Annotated in this window: 8 protein-coding genes; all 8 read right to left on the bottom strand. The window is 50.0% G+C overall.

Going from position 1 to position 17,656, the window contains the following annotated elements; genetic code table 11:
* Positions 1-40: 40 nt before the first annotated feature.
* Positions 41-1,318 (bottom strand): glycosyl hydrolase family 17 protein, encoded by a 1,278-nt coding sequence (locus IEV19_RS11990; protein ID WP_188370977.1) that lies wholly within the window; start codon positions 1,316-1,318, stop codon positions 41-43.
* A complete protein-coding gene (locus IEV19_RS11985; RefSeq protein ID WP_188370976.1) occupies positions 1,315-3,108 on the bottom strand; it encodes a glycoside hydrolase family 3 protein in 1,794 nt (597 codons plus the stop codon). Before IEV19_RS11985 ends, IEV19_RS11990 begins: the two co-directional genes overlap by 4 nt.
* A gap of 124 nt (positions 3,109-3,232) precedes the next feature.
* Positions 3,233-6,646: a PKD domain-containing protein gene (locus IEV19_RS13910; protein ID WP_188370975.1), complete on the bottom strand. Its 3,414-nt coding sequence runs from the start codon at positions 6,644-6,646 to the stop codon at positions 3,233-3,235.
* Between the two features lie 14 nt (positions 6,647-6,660).
* Positions 6,661-7,539, bottom strand: coding sequence for a glycoside hydrolase family 16 protein (locus tag IEV19_RS11975; RefSeq protein ID WP_188370974.1), 879 nt, complete (start codon positions 7,537-7,539; stop codon positions 6,661-6,663).
* A 45-nt stretch (positions 7,540-7,584) separates the two neighbouring features.
* Positions 7,585-9,021 (bottom strand): Ig-like domain-containing protein, encoded by a 1,437-nt coding sequence (locus IEV19_RS11970; protein ID WP_188370973.1) that lies wholly within the window; start codon positions 9,019-9,021, stop codon positions 7,585-7,587.
* Between the two features lie 11 nt (positions 9,022-9,032).
* A complete protein-coding gene (locus IEV19_RS11965) occupies positions 9,033-12,209 on the bottom strand; it encodes a glycoside hydrolase family 2 TIM barrel-domain containing protein (RefSeq protein WP_188370972.1) in 3,177 nt (1,058 codons plus the stop codon).
* Positions 12,210-12,347: 138 nt separating this feature from the next.
* On the bottom strand, positions 12,348-13,976 hold the full coding sequence (locus IEV19_RS11960) for a glycoside hydrolase family 16 protein (RefSeq protein WP_188370971.1): 1,629 nt from the start codon (positions 13,974-13,976) through the stop codon (positions 12,348-12,350).
* A 24-nt stretch (positions 13,977-14,000) separates the two neighbouring features.
* The gene (locus tag IEV19_RS11955; protein ID WP_188370970.1) at positions 14,001-17,645 is read right to left on the bottom strand and encodes a PKD domain-containing protein; all 3,645 of its coding nucleotides are present in this window, start codon (positions 17,643-17,645) and stop codon (positions 14,001-14,003) included.
* Positions 17,646-17,656: the final 11 nt, after the last annotated feature.

The following is a 17,656-nucleotide window of genomic DNA, read 5'->3' as shown; positions in this document are numbered from 1 at the left end:
GACGAGTCGCATTAAAGCCACAAGACCTTTTAGCGACCATTTACTCTCCCGCCAGGGGAGGTGCCAGTACTTCTTCCATCACAGCATCCCTATTTCCGTCAAATGTTTTTGTGATGGTATTCCCATTGCGTAAAAGCCCATTGAATACACCTTTGTCTACCAGATCCCATAAGGCGTACTTGGCCTTTCCATCCACTGTAAATAAGCCGAAATGATTCTCTGACCCCATAGGATTACCTGCATCTTTCCAGGGTTCGTCGAAGGCTTCGAAGTAGAAACAGGAAATGCCTTCTGCATTGGTCCACTCCCGCATAAGATGGTAATACCGGGCTTCCTTATATTCATCGGTGGCTTTAGATCCCTCCGGCCCGTAAAGTCCGTCCGAAATGGTCGCCCACCCGGTTTCTCCTATGTGGACGGGCTTATCCACGCCCAGGCTTTGCATATGGGCCGTGACGGCCGCGTATTGTTGCTGTGCAAATTCCAGGGCTCTGACCATGGCCGCATCTATTTTCTCCATGTCTGATAATTCAGTCTCATCCTCCGGCACCTTCCAGAATTCAGGGTTGTAATGCGAATTGTGATAAGGGTAGGTGTGCATGGAAATATAGTCCACAGCTTTTATAAGCTTCGCCAGGTCTTCTGTGTGATAACTTTCATCTCCCCCTCCCCAGGATGCAAAATCATCAGAGCTGGTGATCCAGAGATCTTTCGGGAGTTTCCCGGATTTCTTGAGTTCCTGCAAGTGGTTTACCCACTTCAGGATCACAGAAGGCTGCACGTAATAGCTGGCAGCCCATCTCACCATGGCTTCATTTCCAACGGCGAGCACCTTGACAATATCCGGATATTGATTTGCCAGCTCCACGGCTGTTGCGATCTCCTTTTTATTCCGTTCACTCTCTACATTGTGGTCAGGCGTTTTACCGGTCCAAGCATTCTTACAGTCGATCCAGGCCCCGAGCATGACGTACATTTCAAAAGACGGATCATTTTCTTTCAATTCCCTGATGGCCTTCAGAAGATTGGAAGCCTGGGCCAGGTGAACATTATAAGTGCGAACGATTCGGATCCCCATGGCATGCAGGATCCTCATATCGTCTTTGAGTTCATCAAGAGAGGGTTGGTTATCCCTCGTCTTTGTCCGATAACCCCCATAGGAAATAGCCAGATACTCAGGGTTTCCAAGAATGTCCTTTGCATTCATATCATTTGATATTTGCGGTTGTTTATCCTCTGTTTTTTCACGGGTTTCTTTACAGGCCATGCCTGAGATCAGTGCACAAACAGCGATTAATAATTTGATTGAACTTTTCATTGTCTTCGTTTTCCCGTTGTGGTGTCATTTTCTGACGTCTCATCCCTGTAATTCAACCCAAATCCAAAGGGAAATAAGGGTTCCACAGAGTCATCCCAGAAATTGGGTCCGTATTTTCCTTGATAATCTCCCTCAGAGGCGGGCCATGCATGTGGCAACGTACCTCTAAAGTCGAATTCCCCGAAAAGGACCTCAGCAATTCCATCCCCCTCAGACCCCGGCAACCAGGCAGCCACAAAGGCATCCGATTTGTTTATTTGATCAGTCGTCACCAAAGGGCGCCCCGAGATAAACAGGGTGACCACCTTTACCCCCAGGTTCACATAGGTGTTGATGTAATTCTGATGCTCCTCGGTAAGGGTCAGCTGATAGGCATCTATCTCGCCGCCAATATCGCCAAATAATTCGGCATAGGGGGTTTCACCTACCACGATCACAGCCACATCGGCATCTTTATGATTCCCCGTAGCATCGGCATCATAGACCACCTTTCCTTTCGCTATCTTCTCGATCCCCTGAAGTATGGTCGTGGAACCCGCATACGTTTCAGTAGAGCCCTGCCAGTTGATGGACCAGCCGCCCGATTGGAGACCGGTATTATCTGCGTGTTCGCCAACCACCACGATCTTTGAAGTCTTTTTATTCAGGGGGAGTATGTTTCCATCGTTTTTCAATAAGACCAGGGATTCCCTGACGGCCTGTCTCGCGACATCCCTGTGAGCTTGTAACCCGATCTGAGGAATGAGGGAAGGATCCGGGAAAGGATTATCGAACACCCCGAGCCTGAATTTCTGAGTGAGAACGCGCCTTACGGCATCGTCTATGCGGTCCATGGATACTTCCCCGTTCTCAACTCCGGCTTTGAGTCCTTCATGAAACATCTGAAGATCTCCGTCTACCGCCATGACCACATCGATCCCGGCATTGATGATCTCATTCCCGCCAAAGCGGGAGTACGCCTTCCAGTCGGACACCATGATCCCCTTGAATCCAAGCTCTCCTTTGAGGACGTCCGAGATCCAGTAATTATGAGCGTGCATAAACTGACCCGACATGCTGTTGAAGGAGGCCATTACTGAGCCTATACCTTCTTCCACAGCTGCCCTGTACGGAGGTAATAGCCTTTCTCTGACTTCCTCGGGAGTCAGGGAGCAGTCCCCTCCTTCTACCCCATTATCCGTAGCCCCGTCACCAATAAAGTGTTTGGCCGTGGCCATGACGGATTGGGCACTCAGTTCAGTACCCTGATGCCCTTTAACGGAGGCTCTGGCAAATTCTTCTGTGAGTTCCGTACTTTCAGAGAACGCTTCGTATACTCTCCCCCATTTCTCGTTATAAGGGATGGCGATACAGGGCGAGAACACCCAGTTAAAACCGGTAGCCCTGGCTTCAATTCTCGTAATTTCAGCTGCTTTTCGGACGAGTTCAGCATTCCTGCTGGCACCGAGACCGATGTTATGTGGAAAGATAACGGCTCCTTCATAGGTATTCTGCCCGTGCACAGCATCCACCCCGAATAACAGAGGGATACCAAGCCTGGTTGACAGGGCTTTCTTTTGCAGGCGGGTGAATTTCTCCTGCCATTCTTTCGCGTTTGCTCCCGGCAGGGGACCTTGTGTATGGATAACCGAACCAATGAATTTGGTGGCGATATCCTCTTCTGATATGTCATCAAAATGACGTACCTGGGTCATCTGCCCGATCTTTTCGTCCAGGGTCATTTTGACCAGGAGGGAATCAACCTTATGTTCAAGGCGTTGTTCAGTAGTTCCTTGAGTATCCCTTTTCATTTTTGCACGCTTTAGAAAGACATAGAATTAATAGATTCAACATGCGATCTTAAGGTTACACATCTATATAAAAAACCGGCCAACAGAAAAACTTCATTGTTTGTTCTGTCAGCCGGATCATTATTTATGGATTGAGAGTTACACTAACATTATCAATGTTTGCCGTTACGCTGCAACCCGCATCTCCTCCGCAAACAGCCTCTATCAGGAAGGATATACCCTCAGAGACATCTGTTCCTCCGGGGATAGTAAAGGTCCCTGTAAAAGTTGTCCAGCTACCAGAAAGGGTCGGGGCAGGATTAAAGACATGGGTAAAGGAAGCACCTCCGGCACCCTCTCCAAAAAGAAGCACGTTAAACACAGCCCCGGGCTGTACTACCGCACCGATATGATCGAATTGGATTTGTACAGTATCCCCCGCTGCAACGGTACCGGCGCCGATCCTCTCTTGCTTGAATGCCGGATTACTCGGGCCTCCGGTGGCTAGTCTGCCTGACCAGGTTCCTCCACTTGTGTTATTCACCGTATTGTCTAATGCGGCGGTTCCTCCATTCTGGAATAATAACCAAGGGGCTTCAGCTCCTGTCTCGAAATCCCCGTTGGCAGCGAGATTTCCGCCACCGCCTCCGCCACTAGCAGCGCGATAGAAATAGATGTTATCGAGATAAATGTCGGATGGTGTTACACCAGCCTGCCCATCGAACTTCATCTGAATGATCTGGTTCAGGGTCATACCCGATGCCGTGAAATCCGTAAGGGGGATGTCATAACTGTTCCATTGACCAGTGTTGATCGGAGTCAGAGACTGTAAAGATTCTGTGGGCGCCCCAGATCCGTTGATGGGTGTGACCTGCACAACCGTAGCGTCGGGTGTCCACATATCCACATGGAGGAATTCCATGGCAGAAGCATCCTGTGCATTTCCGGCAAAGTCGGTTCCCTGATAATTAAAGTTAGGATAGGCCAGGGCGAAGTTTCCATCACCCGGATCATACATCGTATTGACCAGCGTATGACCAGACTGACCCCAGTTTGGATCGTAATCCACCCCGGTGATGTTGGTATACGAATCACTAAAGATCGAGATCACGTCCCCCGGATCCCTGGCAGGGGGTACAGGAGCCGAAGTGGTCGGCGCTGTGCCTCCGCCGGCTGCCCTGTAGAAATAAATATTATCCAGGTAGATATCAGAGGGAGTCGTTCCGCCCTGACCATCAAATTTCATCTGGATGATCTGATTCAGAGTCATTCCTGAAGCGGTAAAATCCGAAAGTGGGATGTCATAGCTTACCCACTGGCCCGAAGTGATCGGACTCAATGTCTGCAGTGACTCTGTAGGCGCCCCGCTTCCATTGATCGGGGTCACCTTCACATCCGTGGCATTGGCTGTCCACATATCCACATGGAGGAATTCCATGGCAGAAGCATCCTGTGCATTTCCAGCGAATTCTGTTCCCTGATAATTAAAGTTAGGATAGGCCAAAGCAAAATTCCCATCTCCCGGATCATAGGCCGGATCCACAAGGGTATGGCCAGACTGGCCCCAGTTAGGATCGTAATTCACCCCAGTGATATTCGTATACGAATCACTGAAGATCGAAATGACGTCCCCGGGATCCCTAGCAGGGGGTACAGGAGCCGAAGTGGTTGGTGCTGTGCCTCCACCACCACCAGCTGCCCGGTAGAAATAGATGTTGTCCAGATAGATATCGGATGGGGTGGTTCCACCCTGCCCGTCAAACTTCATCTGGATGATCTGATTCAATGTCATCCCCGAAGCCGTGAAATCCGTAAGCGGAATGTCATAGCTGACCCACTGGCCCGAGGTGATCGGCGTCAGTGAGACCAGGGATTCTGTAGGGGCACCACTGCCGTTGATCGGTGTGACCTTCACATCCGTAGCATTGGCCGTCCACATATCCACATGGAGGAACTCCATGGCAGAGGCATCCTGCGCATTTCCGGCAAAGTCGGTACCCTGATAATTAAAGTTAGGATAGGCCAAAGCAAAATTCCCATCTCCCGGATCATAGGCCGGATCCACAAGGGTATGGCCAGACTGACCCCAGTTGGGATCGTAATTCACCCCTGTAATGTTCGTATACGAATCACTGAAGATCGAGATCACGTCTCCCGGATCCCTGGCAGGGGGTACAGGAGCCGACGTCGTTGGCGCTGTGCCACCGCCACCACCTCCGGCTGGCTTGTAGAAGTAGATGTTGTCGATATAGGCTTCTCCTGAAGTCACCAGGTCGATCACCACTTGCTGGATGTTGCTGGTGCCTCCCAGGCCGTTGGCCTGTAATTCCGTGATCGGAATGTCGAAGGAAAGCCAGGTAGCCTGCTCTATTGGAGGGGTTGACGAATCATTGATATTGATCTGTGCCTCTGTGGCCCCACTGCCGGGGATGTCCACTACTTTCATCAGGAAGGCAGAACTGGCATCCACCTCATTGGGGAACCAGATATCGAATCGGAAGTTGGTCATACCAGCTGCCGCGGCATCGATCTGGTTAGCGCCGCCGAGTTCGATCACCTGGAAGTTTCCGCCGCCGCCGGCTGCAAATGTATATTTCAATGCGGCATTTCCGGCGAGATCTACCTGTTCAAAGGCAGCCGAGCCGTAGTTGTTAAATCCTTCATTGGGTACATCAGTATAAGTATCGCTGTAAATAGAGATCACATCGGCCGGATCCTGGGTAGGAGCTGCCGGACCAGCCGTCGGGGCGATAGGCCCCCCTCCACCACCTGTGGAAGTCTCCGCCTGATCAACGTCATCGATATAGAACGTACCCGCCGTGGTTCCGGGACCGTCCACAAAGAGGGTAAGCCTGGAGTACTGGTCGGCAGAGGTAAAGTCGAATGTAGTAGTTTCCCACCCTGTTCCGCCATGACTCACGGTGGTCTCAATGGCTGCCGCCGTACCTTCTTCCAGTTTCAGAAGCAGGTCAACGGGGGCATCTGCCCAGAAATTCATGGTAATGGATTTCTCAGTGGTCAGATCAATGGCAGCACCCAGGTCGAAGAAAATTCCCTCGAAGGCCGCACCACTGTTGGTAATGGCCCCCACCTTGGTAGCTTTATCATTGCTTCCCGAAACATCCGGATTGTCCACGATCGCAAAAGAGGTACCTCCAAAGGCTTCAGGCGTGTAGTCCACATCTGGGTCGTCAAAGGTGATGGGTAGAGTCACATCCTCCAGGACAACCGGGAGATTGATGGTGACCGCATCTTCGGAGGTGTCCGAAGCTCCCGCCACATTGGTGGCTTTAAGGGTCACCGTATACGTTCCTGAAGCAGTATAGGCCTTTACAGGGTTGATTTCTGTAGAACTGTCCCCGTCCCCAAAGGTCCATAAATAGGTGTCCGCTTCCTCCGAAATATTGATAAAGGTAACGACGCCGGTTTCTGAATCTATGGTATAGGTAAATGCCGATACCACATCCGGAAAGAGGTTGGTGACATCCTCGCATCCCAAATAAGCTATAGCCATAAAGAATACGGCAATGGCTTTAGCTTTTTTCATTACTTGTTTCATAGTTCTTCTTTTAGTTAGTTTAGTCCGTTATATTCATATACTCTCACATAGTCGACCAGCATGGACTGAGGAAAGACGGTTTCCGAATTCGGAGAACCCACAAAATTCCCTCCTACTGCCAGGTTGATCAGGATATAGAAATCGTTGTCGAACACCCATTCGGAACCTTCAGGAAGGTCTTCAGGGGTGATCTGGTTGTACAATACGTCATCCACGTAATGATTTACGTAGTCTGGTCCCCATTCTATCCCATAGACGTGGAAACCTGTATCCATTCGGTCGTTTTGAAAGACATACTCTTTTGAGATTGCATTCCCGGCAGAATATCCCGGTCCGTGTACACTGCCGATCAGGGTGGTTGGATTTTGCCCACGCATCTCCATGATATCGATCTCTCCTAAACTGGGCCAGATCTCACCCGGGCTGTCCGGAACACCAAGCATCCAGAAGGCTGGCCACATTCCCTGGCCGTAAGGCACGCGGATCCGGGCTTCGAACCGGCCGTAGGTCTGTGAGAATTTACCTTGTGTAATAAGCCTTGCAGAGGTATAGCCGGAGCCCTGGAAGTCCTCTTTCCTCGCCGTGATGATCAACACTCCGTTATTGACAGTTACGTTCTCAGGGCGATCTGTATAGTACTGCAGTTCCTGGTTTCCCCAGCCGTTCATACCAGTACCAATATCGTATCCCCAAATGGAAGAGTCCGGAGCACCGTCTGTATCGAATTCATCCTGCATGGTCAGGGTGGTGAAATTCACCACTGTCTGGGTATCGTCCACTGCGCAGCCCGTATTGAGCAGGAAGAGAGCGATAAGCAGGAAGCCGCTGGAGAGAGCAGGGAAAGTCTCTTTTCTCAAGGTCAGGGTTTCTTTTAATCCTGAATTCTTTTTCATATTAAACTGTTTATTGCTATTCATATTTGCTTGCTTTTTCCCGGTTTATTCGGCGTAGAAATACATATTGTCCACCAGGAGTGTCGAGATGGTCCCATCGGAGATAAAGAAGATCTGCGCCAGGTTATTCCTGCTAGCCAGTCCGGTAAAATCAGAAAGCGGAATATCCAGGCTGATCCACTGCCCGCTTACCAGGGTGCTGCTATCGAAGGTGATCCTTGAACTGGAGTCGTCTCCTCCTCCAAATGCAGCGTTTGCCCCGAAATCACCCAGTTCGACAGCGATGAAGTCTGCCGGATCTATATTTTCATCTATGCGGATATCCACATGGAAGTGGGTCATAGCCGAAGCATTGACCGTAGGATTCTTGAATTCGGTAGCTACGAAATTGAGCTCTGTGTATTCAATTATGTTATCCCCGTTTATATTAATGGCGCCACCCAGCGTAGTTTGGAAGGGTGCAAAGAATCCGTTGTAAAAATCAACAGGCACATTGGTATAGGCGTCACTGAAGATGGAGATCACGGTTGCCGGATCCCTTGTTGGCACTGGGGCAAAATCAAATGATCCTCCTACATCCACCGTCAGGGAGCCCGCAGCTCTAACACCACCGAGAGTAGCTGTGATTTCTGCAGTTCCCGTGCCTACCATGGTGACAACACCCATGCCGTTTACGATAGCTACACCTGTATCCGAAGATTCAAAGGTAAAATAGGACGGAGCGGCCGCAACGGTCTGGTTCTCCCCGGTCTCAAGATTATACGTCTGGGTAAGGCCCGTCAGGTTGATCTGAAAATCCAGAAAGGACCTTTCCATCCTGTCTTCCCCATTGAGTATAGCCGGCCTTGGTTGTGCTACCGTACCGAGCTTTTCAAACTTTAATTCATCGATCCAAAAGGAATAACCATCACCATTGGCATCAGGCCCTTCGGCATACCAAAACATCCCAGTTTCATTGATCAACTTTCCGGGATCAGGAAGGGGTATGACATATTTTTGCCAGCCCGTGCTTACTCTCAGGTTTTCCTTTGTCACCAGGAATTTATCCTGCATATCCCGATACGGACTGTTTCCAAAATCACTTCCGAAGCCTATCTGACTGATCGTCTCCGCTCTTGAAGCTTTTGCCCAGAAAGTCAGGGCATCAAAGTCCGAAAGATCGCGTCCTCCGTAATCCGGGAATATAGCTCCGGCAAAACCCAGGCTGGTTGACGGGTCTCCGAAATTAGGGACGTCGAAACGCATGGAGGCCTCCCCCAGGTATTTTACATCCGTATCCACTGAGAATGCATCGAGCTTGGAACCCCCAAAAGGAAGGTATTCCAGACCTCCGCTGAATCCGTCAATAAAGATCTCTGCTCGTTGCGGAAAGCTGGCGAATTCCACTTCGTCCGAAACTTCCCTTTCACATCCTACTGACCATGACAGAACAAGGCCTGAAAGTATAAGGATACCTATATTTTTAACTCTGATATTTTTCATTGTGCTATTTTTTATCTACCGATGTTGATGTGTACATACGTTCTGATCTCCCATTCGTTTCCTAAGCCAAATCCGACCGGACTGATAATGGGCTCCGCAGCGAACTCCTCAGCCGCATTGGGTGCATACCTGTTGGAGAATTCATTAAGCGACCTCCAGGTGCCGCGAATCCCCACCTGAGTATTCGGAAGGATAAACCAATCTGGTTTTCCGAGGGTAGTTGAGATATCGAGCATCAGCTGTACGGGATAGGTAAGGTTGAAATCCCTGTGGTAATCAAAAGGTCCCCAGTCGTTGATCTTGAACATATGCTGAACCTTAATATTCTTATAGAGCAGACGGATATCCCCACCAACCCGTTCAATCAAACGTTCACTGTCACCATTGGCCTGGGCATTTCCAAAATAGATATTGGCTATCATCCCCAGTTCGGGATTGATCTTGGATACGATCCTCGCATGAGTCTCCCAGAGGTCCTGTGCCGGTACCGAATTCGGGAAGGCAAAGAGGGTCCTGTTGCCAAGGAATCCGATGTGTGCATCCATGGTAGTAGGCAGGTGTTTAAAGACGAAGCCTGCGCTCACGGCGAGCTTGGCGTCCTCAGCCCGGTCGTTGTCCCACTCGTACATCCAAGTGCCCGGAGTCGGGTCCCAGGTGAGGAGGATCTCTCCTGCAACCGTTTCCCGGTTCCAGCGCACTGAGAAGGGGTCGTCCAGGATATTTCTCAGTCTGCCCGGTCCTTGGACGTCGTTGGGCATAGGTCCCACGATGGGTTTTTGCCATAAGAAGTTAGGCGCTATCTGTACATTGCCCACCGTATAGGTGAAACCAGAAAGGAAATTGGTCTGGTTCCCACTTCCCGTATCCTTTAGTTTCCAGCCGGTAAATGTCCTCGTCAGATCGGCACCTCCATTAGCCACCAGGCCCTGAATGGCACCCTGGGCATACCAGTTGAATTTGCCCCCTGTATAAGTGATCTTGGCTTTGCCACCCCAGTTATCCTTGTCGTTTACCTTGTCCGTATATACGATATACTTTGAAGTGGCATCGGGGTTGTTGGGATCGTAGTTGGGGTTGTCTTCTGCAATCTGGAATTCCCTGCCGTTCAAAGGCTGTCCTCCCCAGATTCCTCCAACTTCAAGTTTTACATCTCCGAATTCCCTTCCTATATAGAGCGTAGCCCTTCTGGTTCTGGGCATAGGTACAGCCAGGGAGGAAACAATATTCCCAAACGTATCAATGTCTTCATGGAAGACCCCGGCCACGTCAAATTTGCCGATATGTCTTTCGTATTTCACGAGTACAGCCGGGTTGGCACCCCACCACAATTGAGGTCCGAATGCGGCCTTCAGCCCCTTGATGGCACGCTTCCCGTCAAGTTCAAAACCGCTTATCTCCCCATTATAGATATCGAGGTTGGGCCCGTAGTTCGCCTCGGGATAAAGACCAAAGAAGTCGCCTTCATAGCCCCAGTGATAGTGCCCGGTACGATAAAATCCCCTCAGGTCGAAATTCTTCGCATTCCAGTCGAATGAGGCGTTGTATACGGCCACCCTGTTGACGTCGGACAGGACTACATCACCTTCATCGGTATTTACCTCCACCGGTCTGGCCCTGTTCTCGTAAAAGATTTCGTCTATGGGATTGGTCGCTACCTTTCCGATCACGTTAAAATTAACGTTGGCCCTCATATTGGGGGCAGGTTCTCCCTCGAAGCCTACAAAATAGGACTGCATATGATCAAAACCTGTCTGATCTGGATACGTAGTCGGTTCGTTAGGGTCCGGATTGCTGGGTGTGGTTAGCAGATTCCCTCCTGTATTGAACGTAGTAAAACGGGCTTCGAGCCTGCTTACCCTGAGCATACTGCTCTCCTCTCCTACCAAAGCAGCCTTATCACCCCTGGCCTTGAGTACGGCGTCCATCAGGTCTACGTTCTTGAAATAATTCTGTACAAAATCGAGGGTAACTCCTTCCTCATAAGGGTTGAGCTTATGTACTTCCTTTAGGGCGTAGTAGGCTGCTCTCGGGTACAGGTCGTAAAGGCCACGGGGGTTGGTCTGTCCTTTGGCACAGATCCCGAACCATTCTTCATTCATGTTGTTTTCGCCTTCCTTGTAATCCCTGTCGTATCCGCCATTCGCCCAGGAAGCGTTATTGTCGTGTACATCAGCATTCTTACGGTCATCGAAACCGAATTTCCACCAGCCATCGCTGAATTGGAAGGTAAATCCTCCGATAGAGTTTTCAGCCTTGCCGAGTCCGGCTGCATTTTCATATATATCCTTCCAGTTCCCTACCATATAATATGCCTGGGATTTCTGATCCTCCTGGTTTTCGATGGCGTTAAAGGCATCTGCCCCGAATTCTGTGAACATGATGGGCATGTTTAGTTTCTCTTTTACCACCTGAAAGGCATCCCCGAAAGATATCCCCCTGTACATATTGGTACCATAGATATCCACGTCTTTACACTCCTCGGCGATGATGTCGATAAAAAGTACATCTCCGTTACAAATAGCCACGGGATGAGAGGCGTCCATGGACTTCATCATCTTTGATGCTTCATTCATCAGCCTGTACATGGGCCTGCCACGATTCTCCCCTATAAAGGCGATTCTTCCTTCATCATCTGGAAAGTCCTCAGTCTCAGCCCCCTGCCAGAACAAGCCGTAGTTATTTTCATTTCCCAGAAGATACATAAGGAGTCCGGGGGTATTTTTATAATCCCGAACCAGGGCTTCCACTTCAGACAAAAGGAATTCCTGTGTCTTTGGATCTGCGTAATCTGTAATGGGCGTCCATACCCCATCCAGGGTGAGGCCATACCTTCCGAAGGAGTGGTTGAGCATGGTATAGATACCGTACTTTTCATATATGTATCGGATCCACCGGGCCGGAACACCTGTATATTGGCGAATTACATTTACGTTCATATTCCTAAGGAGAGACATCTCTGTGTCGAGCCCCGCTTTGATCAAGTCATCGGATTGCTCCCAGAAACCTGCGTTAACAGTGTTCGTACCTATAGGAATATAGTCCCAGTTCATCCCATTGATCATGAAATCTTCCCCATTCACGACCAATTTCATTCCGTTTTCATCCTGAACCACGGAGACCTGGTCAGCCTGGGCAAAGAGGCCTGTGGTGAACAAGACCAATAAAACTTTTAGAAAATAATTTTTCATAGTGGTGTTTAGTTTTTGGTAGAATATCTTCCTACTCAGATAATTCATTGATCGTTTATAGCTCTTGCTTTTAGCCCAGAAAAGGGTTAACTCGGTAAGCCAACCCTTTTCTAAGCTTTCCGCTTTACTCAACACTCATTATTGATATACACGGATATAATCTATCTCCATGGTATCAGCGGTGAATGACGGATCTACGGTCCCGCCCAGGGTTCCCCCCATAGCGACATTCATGATAAAGAAGAAATCGTCATTGAAAGGTCTTGAGGGGTCGTTGGTGACCGTGTGATGAACAGGTTCTTCATCGATCCAGAATTTCAGCTCATCGGCCGTCCATTCCACCGTATAAACATGGAATTCCGTGGTTGAAGTGGGAAGGGGGGTTGAATCTGTGATCCCACCTCCTCCGGAATTACCGGGAAAGTGAACGGTGCTCAGTACCGTATTCTTTTCTGCACCAGTCTGTTCCATAATATCTATTTCGCCGCAAGTTGGCCATCCTACGGTCTCAAAATTGGCACCTAGTGCCCAAATGGCTGGCCAGGTACCTGTGGCAGACGGCAATTTCGCCCTTACCTCAACACGGCCGTAGGTGAACTCCCTCAGGTTTTCCGTTTTCACGCGGGCAGAGGTATATCCCCCGGCCCCGTCGTCCCTGGCCGTGATCTTGAGAACACCGTTCTCCACAACTACGTTTTCCGGATCACTGGTGTAGGATTGCAACTCTCCATTACCCCACCCGTTATTTCCGGTCCCTAAGTCATAGGTCCAGTTGGTGGGATCAGGCGCCCCGTCCACGTCGAACTCATCGGCCCAAACCAGGGTCTCGAATTGGGTCCCACTGGCATTGGGATCGTAATCCTCCGGCCTGAACTGGTGATAATAGGCAATCTCTATTGTTTCCAGCAATGGCAGGTGATCCCCTCTGACAAAGAGGAAATCCTCTGTCAATTCAAGGATTTTATATCGCGTAGCTCCCGACCAAAAGGAAAGGGTGCTGTTCTCAACTTCCAGGTACAGGTCCCCGTCCTCCTCGTAGATCAAAAAGCTGGTATCCGTATCCAGAGTCTTAACCGCTGTACTGTTGGGTGAGGTGATATCCCGGCATTCATCGACAAATTGGGAAGGCGTGGCATTAGGGAAGAATACATTCACATCGGCCCAACCCACCAGCGTCTCATCACCTGCTCCCGTCTCCAGCTGATAGCCGTAATTGTCATTGGCGTCATAGGAGAAAGTGAGTACGTCGTCATAGGCACAGGGATTGATACTATTGGGAGGCGCCTGAAAGCCGTTATTCGTTTCGTTAAAGGCGGCATCTGCACCCCAGTGTCCTGTTTCCTCCTTGTTCCAGACCCACCTTTTTGTTCCGTCACCGGCAATCTTCTGAAGGATGTCCTGATCGATCAGGAGTTTGACATCCAAATCTATGGTAATACTCCTAGAGCTGGCCGTACCCCCGGCTCCGAAGGCAACTACGGTAATAAGCTGGGAATACTGTCCGGACTGCGTGTACCTGAAGCTGGCCGGCTCACCGGGGCTCACTACCACGGGCGCTGCATTTTGCTTGAAGATCACATGGATATTCAGGGCATCATCGGCCGTAGCTGTTACCGTTACGTTCCCGGACTGGTCACTGGCCACGTTTGTGGTAATGGTTAAGTTTGAAGGCACAACCACGGCACTCAGGCTGGGTATGTCCTCCTGGCAACCCACCAGAAACGCGAGCAGTAGGAAATAACGCATAATCATTTGCAAAGTCTTCATAATCACTAGATGTGTTTGTTATTCCTAGTTGTGAAAATATACGTTGTCTATATAAAAGTCAAAGGTGCCTGTTGGCAAACCTGAAAAGATCAGTTGCTGGATGGAGTTGGTCGCACTCATACCCCCACTGATAAAGTCGGCCATGGGGATGTCAAGCGAGACCCACTGCCCCTGGGCAATCCCGTCAAAGGCGATCTCTGCTTCTATGGGACTTCCTGTACCCAAATCCACAAGTTTTACCCTGAAGGTAGTGGCATTGGGAGTCCATACGTCTACGTGGAAGAAAGCCATACCGGAGGCATCAACTGCGTCTGGTGCATAGAATTCAACTCCTACGAAGTCTGCATCGATGTACTCCTTGGTGTCATTCCCCTCAACCTGAATATCGGTCAGGGTACTGGTACTCCAGTCCGACCTCCACGAGCTTACGTTCACATCCTGTGTATACACATTGCTGTACAGGTTGATCACATCGGCTTGGGCTTCTGTTGGGTCAGGAGCTGCCGTGGTCGGTGATGTCGGTGGAATTTTATAGAAATACACATTGTCTATGTAAAAGTCGAATGTCCCGGTTGGCAAGCCGGAGAAGATGAGTTGCTGAATGGAATTTGTCGCACTCATTCCCCCACTGATAAAGTCGGCCATGGGTATATCGAGGGAGACCCACTGCCCTTGGGCGATACCGTCAAAGGCAATCTCGGCTTCTATGGGGCTTCCTGTACCCAGATCCACGAGCTTCACCCTGAAGGTGGTCGCGTTCGGGGTCCATACATCTACGTGGAAGAAATCCATGGTAGAAGCATCCACCTGATCGGGGGCATAGAATTCCACTCCCACAAAATCGGCATCGATGTACTCCTTGGTATCGTTACCGGAGATCTGGATATCGGTCAGGGTACTGGTACTCCAGTCAGACCTCCATGAGCTTACGTTCACATCCTGCGTATAGGCGTTACTGTACATGTTGATCACGTCGGCCTGTGCCTGGGTCGGATCAGGTGCAGGTACAGTCGGCGCTGTGGGTGCAGCCACTTCTTTATAGAAATAGACATTATCTATGTAGAAATCAAATTCTCCCGTTGGCAATCCTGAGAAGATGAGCTGCTGAATAGAATTCGTCGAGCTCATTCCTCCACTTATAAAGTCGGCCATTGGGATGTCCAGGGATACCCATTGCCCCTGGGTGATACCATCGAAAGCGATCTCAGCCTCGATGGGACTTCCCGTACCCAGATCCACCAGTTTAACCCTGAAGGTAGTCGCATTGGGCGTCCATACATCCACGTGGAAGAAATCCATTCCGGAGGCATCCACCTGGTCGGGGGCGTAGAATTCCACTCCTACAAAGTCCGCATCGATGTACTCCTTGGTATTGTTTCCAGAGATCTGGATATCGGTCAGCGTACTGGTGCTCCAGTCAGACCTCCAGGAGCTTACGTTCACATCCTGGGTGTAGGAGTCACTGTACATGTTGATCACGTCGGCCTGTGCCTGTGTGGGATCAGGGGCAGGTACAGTCGGCGCTGTGGGTGCAGCAGCCTCCTTGTAGAAATACACATTGTCGATATAGAAATCAAACTCTCCCGTTGGCAATCCGGAGAAGATGAGTTGCTGAATGGAATTTGTCGCACTCATTCCCCCGCTTATAAAGTCCGCCATCGGGATATCCAGTGAGACCCACTGCCCCTGGGCGATGCCGTCAAAGGCGATCTCAGCCTCTATGGGGCTTCCTGTACCCAGGTCCACTAGCTTCACCCTGAAGGTAGTCGCATTGGGCGTCCAAACATCCACGTGGAAGAAATCCATACCGGAAGCATCCACCTGGTCAGGAGCGTAGAATTCAACTCCCACAAAATCCGCATCGATGTACTCCTTGGTATCGTTACCTGAGATCTGGATATCGGTCAGGGTACTGGTACTCCAGTCAGACCTCCAGGAGCTCACGTTCACATCCTGAGTATAAGCGTTGCTGTACATATTGATCACGTCAGCCTGGGCCTGGGTGGGTGTCGGAGCCGGAACGGAAGGAGAAGTTCCCCCGCTTCCACCGGCATCGGCTACCTGCTTGATGTCATCAAAGTAGTATACCGCACCATCACAAGGCTGATCCCTGTCGAAGTATACGATAATACTCTTGAATGTCTTATCGCTATGGGCAGAGAAATCGAACACCAGTTCCTCCCACACACCTACCTGTGAAATGGTCTGTACCACATCCACAGCAGGATCAACGTTAGGGAACGGCTCAAATTCGAGTCTCAGCGTCACTTCGGTCACCTGGGTCTCTGCCAGCACCTTCATGGTAAACACCTTATTGGGAGAGGTGGTCAGGTCAATGGCATTCGCAAGGCCTTTTCCAACCCCGGACCATGTTTGACAGCCGGGTGTTTTGATATAACTCTGTACGTTGCAGCTAGTGTTGATCCCACTTGGGTTCGGGTTGCTGACGATGGAAGAATTGATATCACCAAAAGGTTCAAAGGAATGGGCAAAGTCATTGGTTTGGAAAGTCCAGTTGATATCTCCCATTGCAGGATCGATGTTCTCTTCGGTTTCCGCAGTACAGCTGCCCGTTAGGTCAATATCATCAAGGTAATAGATCGACCCATCGCCTGCCGGTTGGCCTATATCGTCGAAATCAGGGAAGATCACGAATTTGTCATAGGCGTCAGATCCGTTGACGATCCCTGTGAAATCGTAGCTCAGGGTAACCCATTCATTGGCTGTATCCACGGTTTGATCCACAAAGAGTGTGGCTCCGCCTCCGCCTCCTTCTTTTTCGATCTGGAAGCGAATGTTGACACCGGCTTTGGGCGACCACACCTTGAGTGAGAAGCGCTGATTAGAGCTCAGGTCCATATCCTGTGAGAAGATGTGGAATATACCTGAGTACCAGGGAGCTCCGTCAGCCTTGTTGAATTCATAAACCGTTTCTGAGCTGTTTCCGTTGGAGTCCGGATTGGCAATTGGTGCTCCAGTAACACCTCCTGATTCTTCGAAAACGCCTGTCAGGGTCTCGTTAGATTCAAAAGTGATAGGAAAGGCCTCTGCATTCTGCAGATCGACCACGGTGAATACCTGAGAAACCTCTGCAGTAGCAGCCCCTGCTCCACGGGCGACCACACGAATGGTGTAATCTCCGGGCTGGGCGTATACATGAACGGCAGACTCCCCATTCATGATCGTTGTTGGTTCTTCGTTCTCCACGTCCCCAAAATAAATGTCGTAAACAGTAGCATTCTCTGCTGAAGGAGTAACGGTTACCTCTAGCGGGTTAGACTGAACAATATCTACCTGCAGATTGGTTGGAGCAGAAAATGATATGGTCACTATCCTGGACAACTCACTCTTGAGTCCCGTCATACCGACGGCTACGATCCGGAGAGTAAATTCCCCTTCCCCGTAGACATGAGTTACGGTTTCACCTGGGGCTACCTCGGTGGGAGATTCATTCTCCTGGTCTCCGAAATAAATGCGGAACAGGGCAGCTCCGTTAGCCGTAGGGGTTACACTTACCTCCCCGGAGTCGTCATTGGCAATATCGAATACTGCATTGACCTCCGTAGGAGCTGACATCCCTTCAAATACATAGCTGGTTTCCTCTTCCGTACAGGAATGGAAGCCGCTTATCACTAAAAAGAGTACGAGTAGTCTGGATAGAATTTTCATTTGTTCAAAGT

This window comes from Muriicola marianensis, from assembly GCF_014638095.1.
Taxonomy (GTDB): Bacteria; Bacteroidota; Bacteroidia; order Flavobacteriales; family Flavobacteriaceae; genus Muriicola; species Muriicola marianensis.
This window is presented reverse-complemented; position numbering and strand designations above follow the sequence as displayed.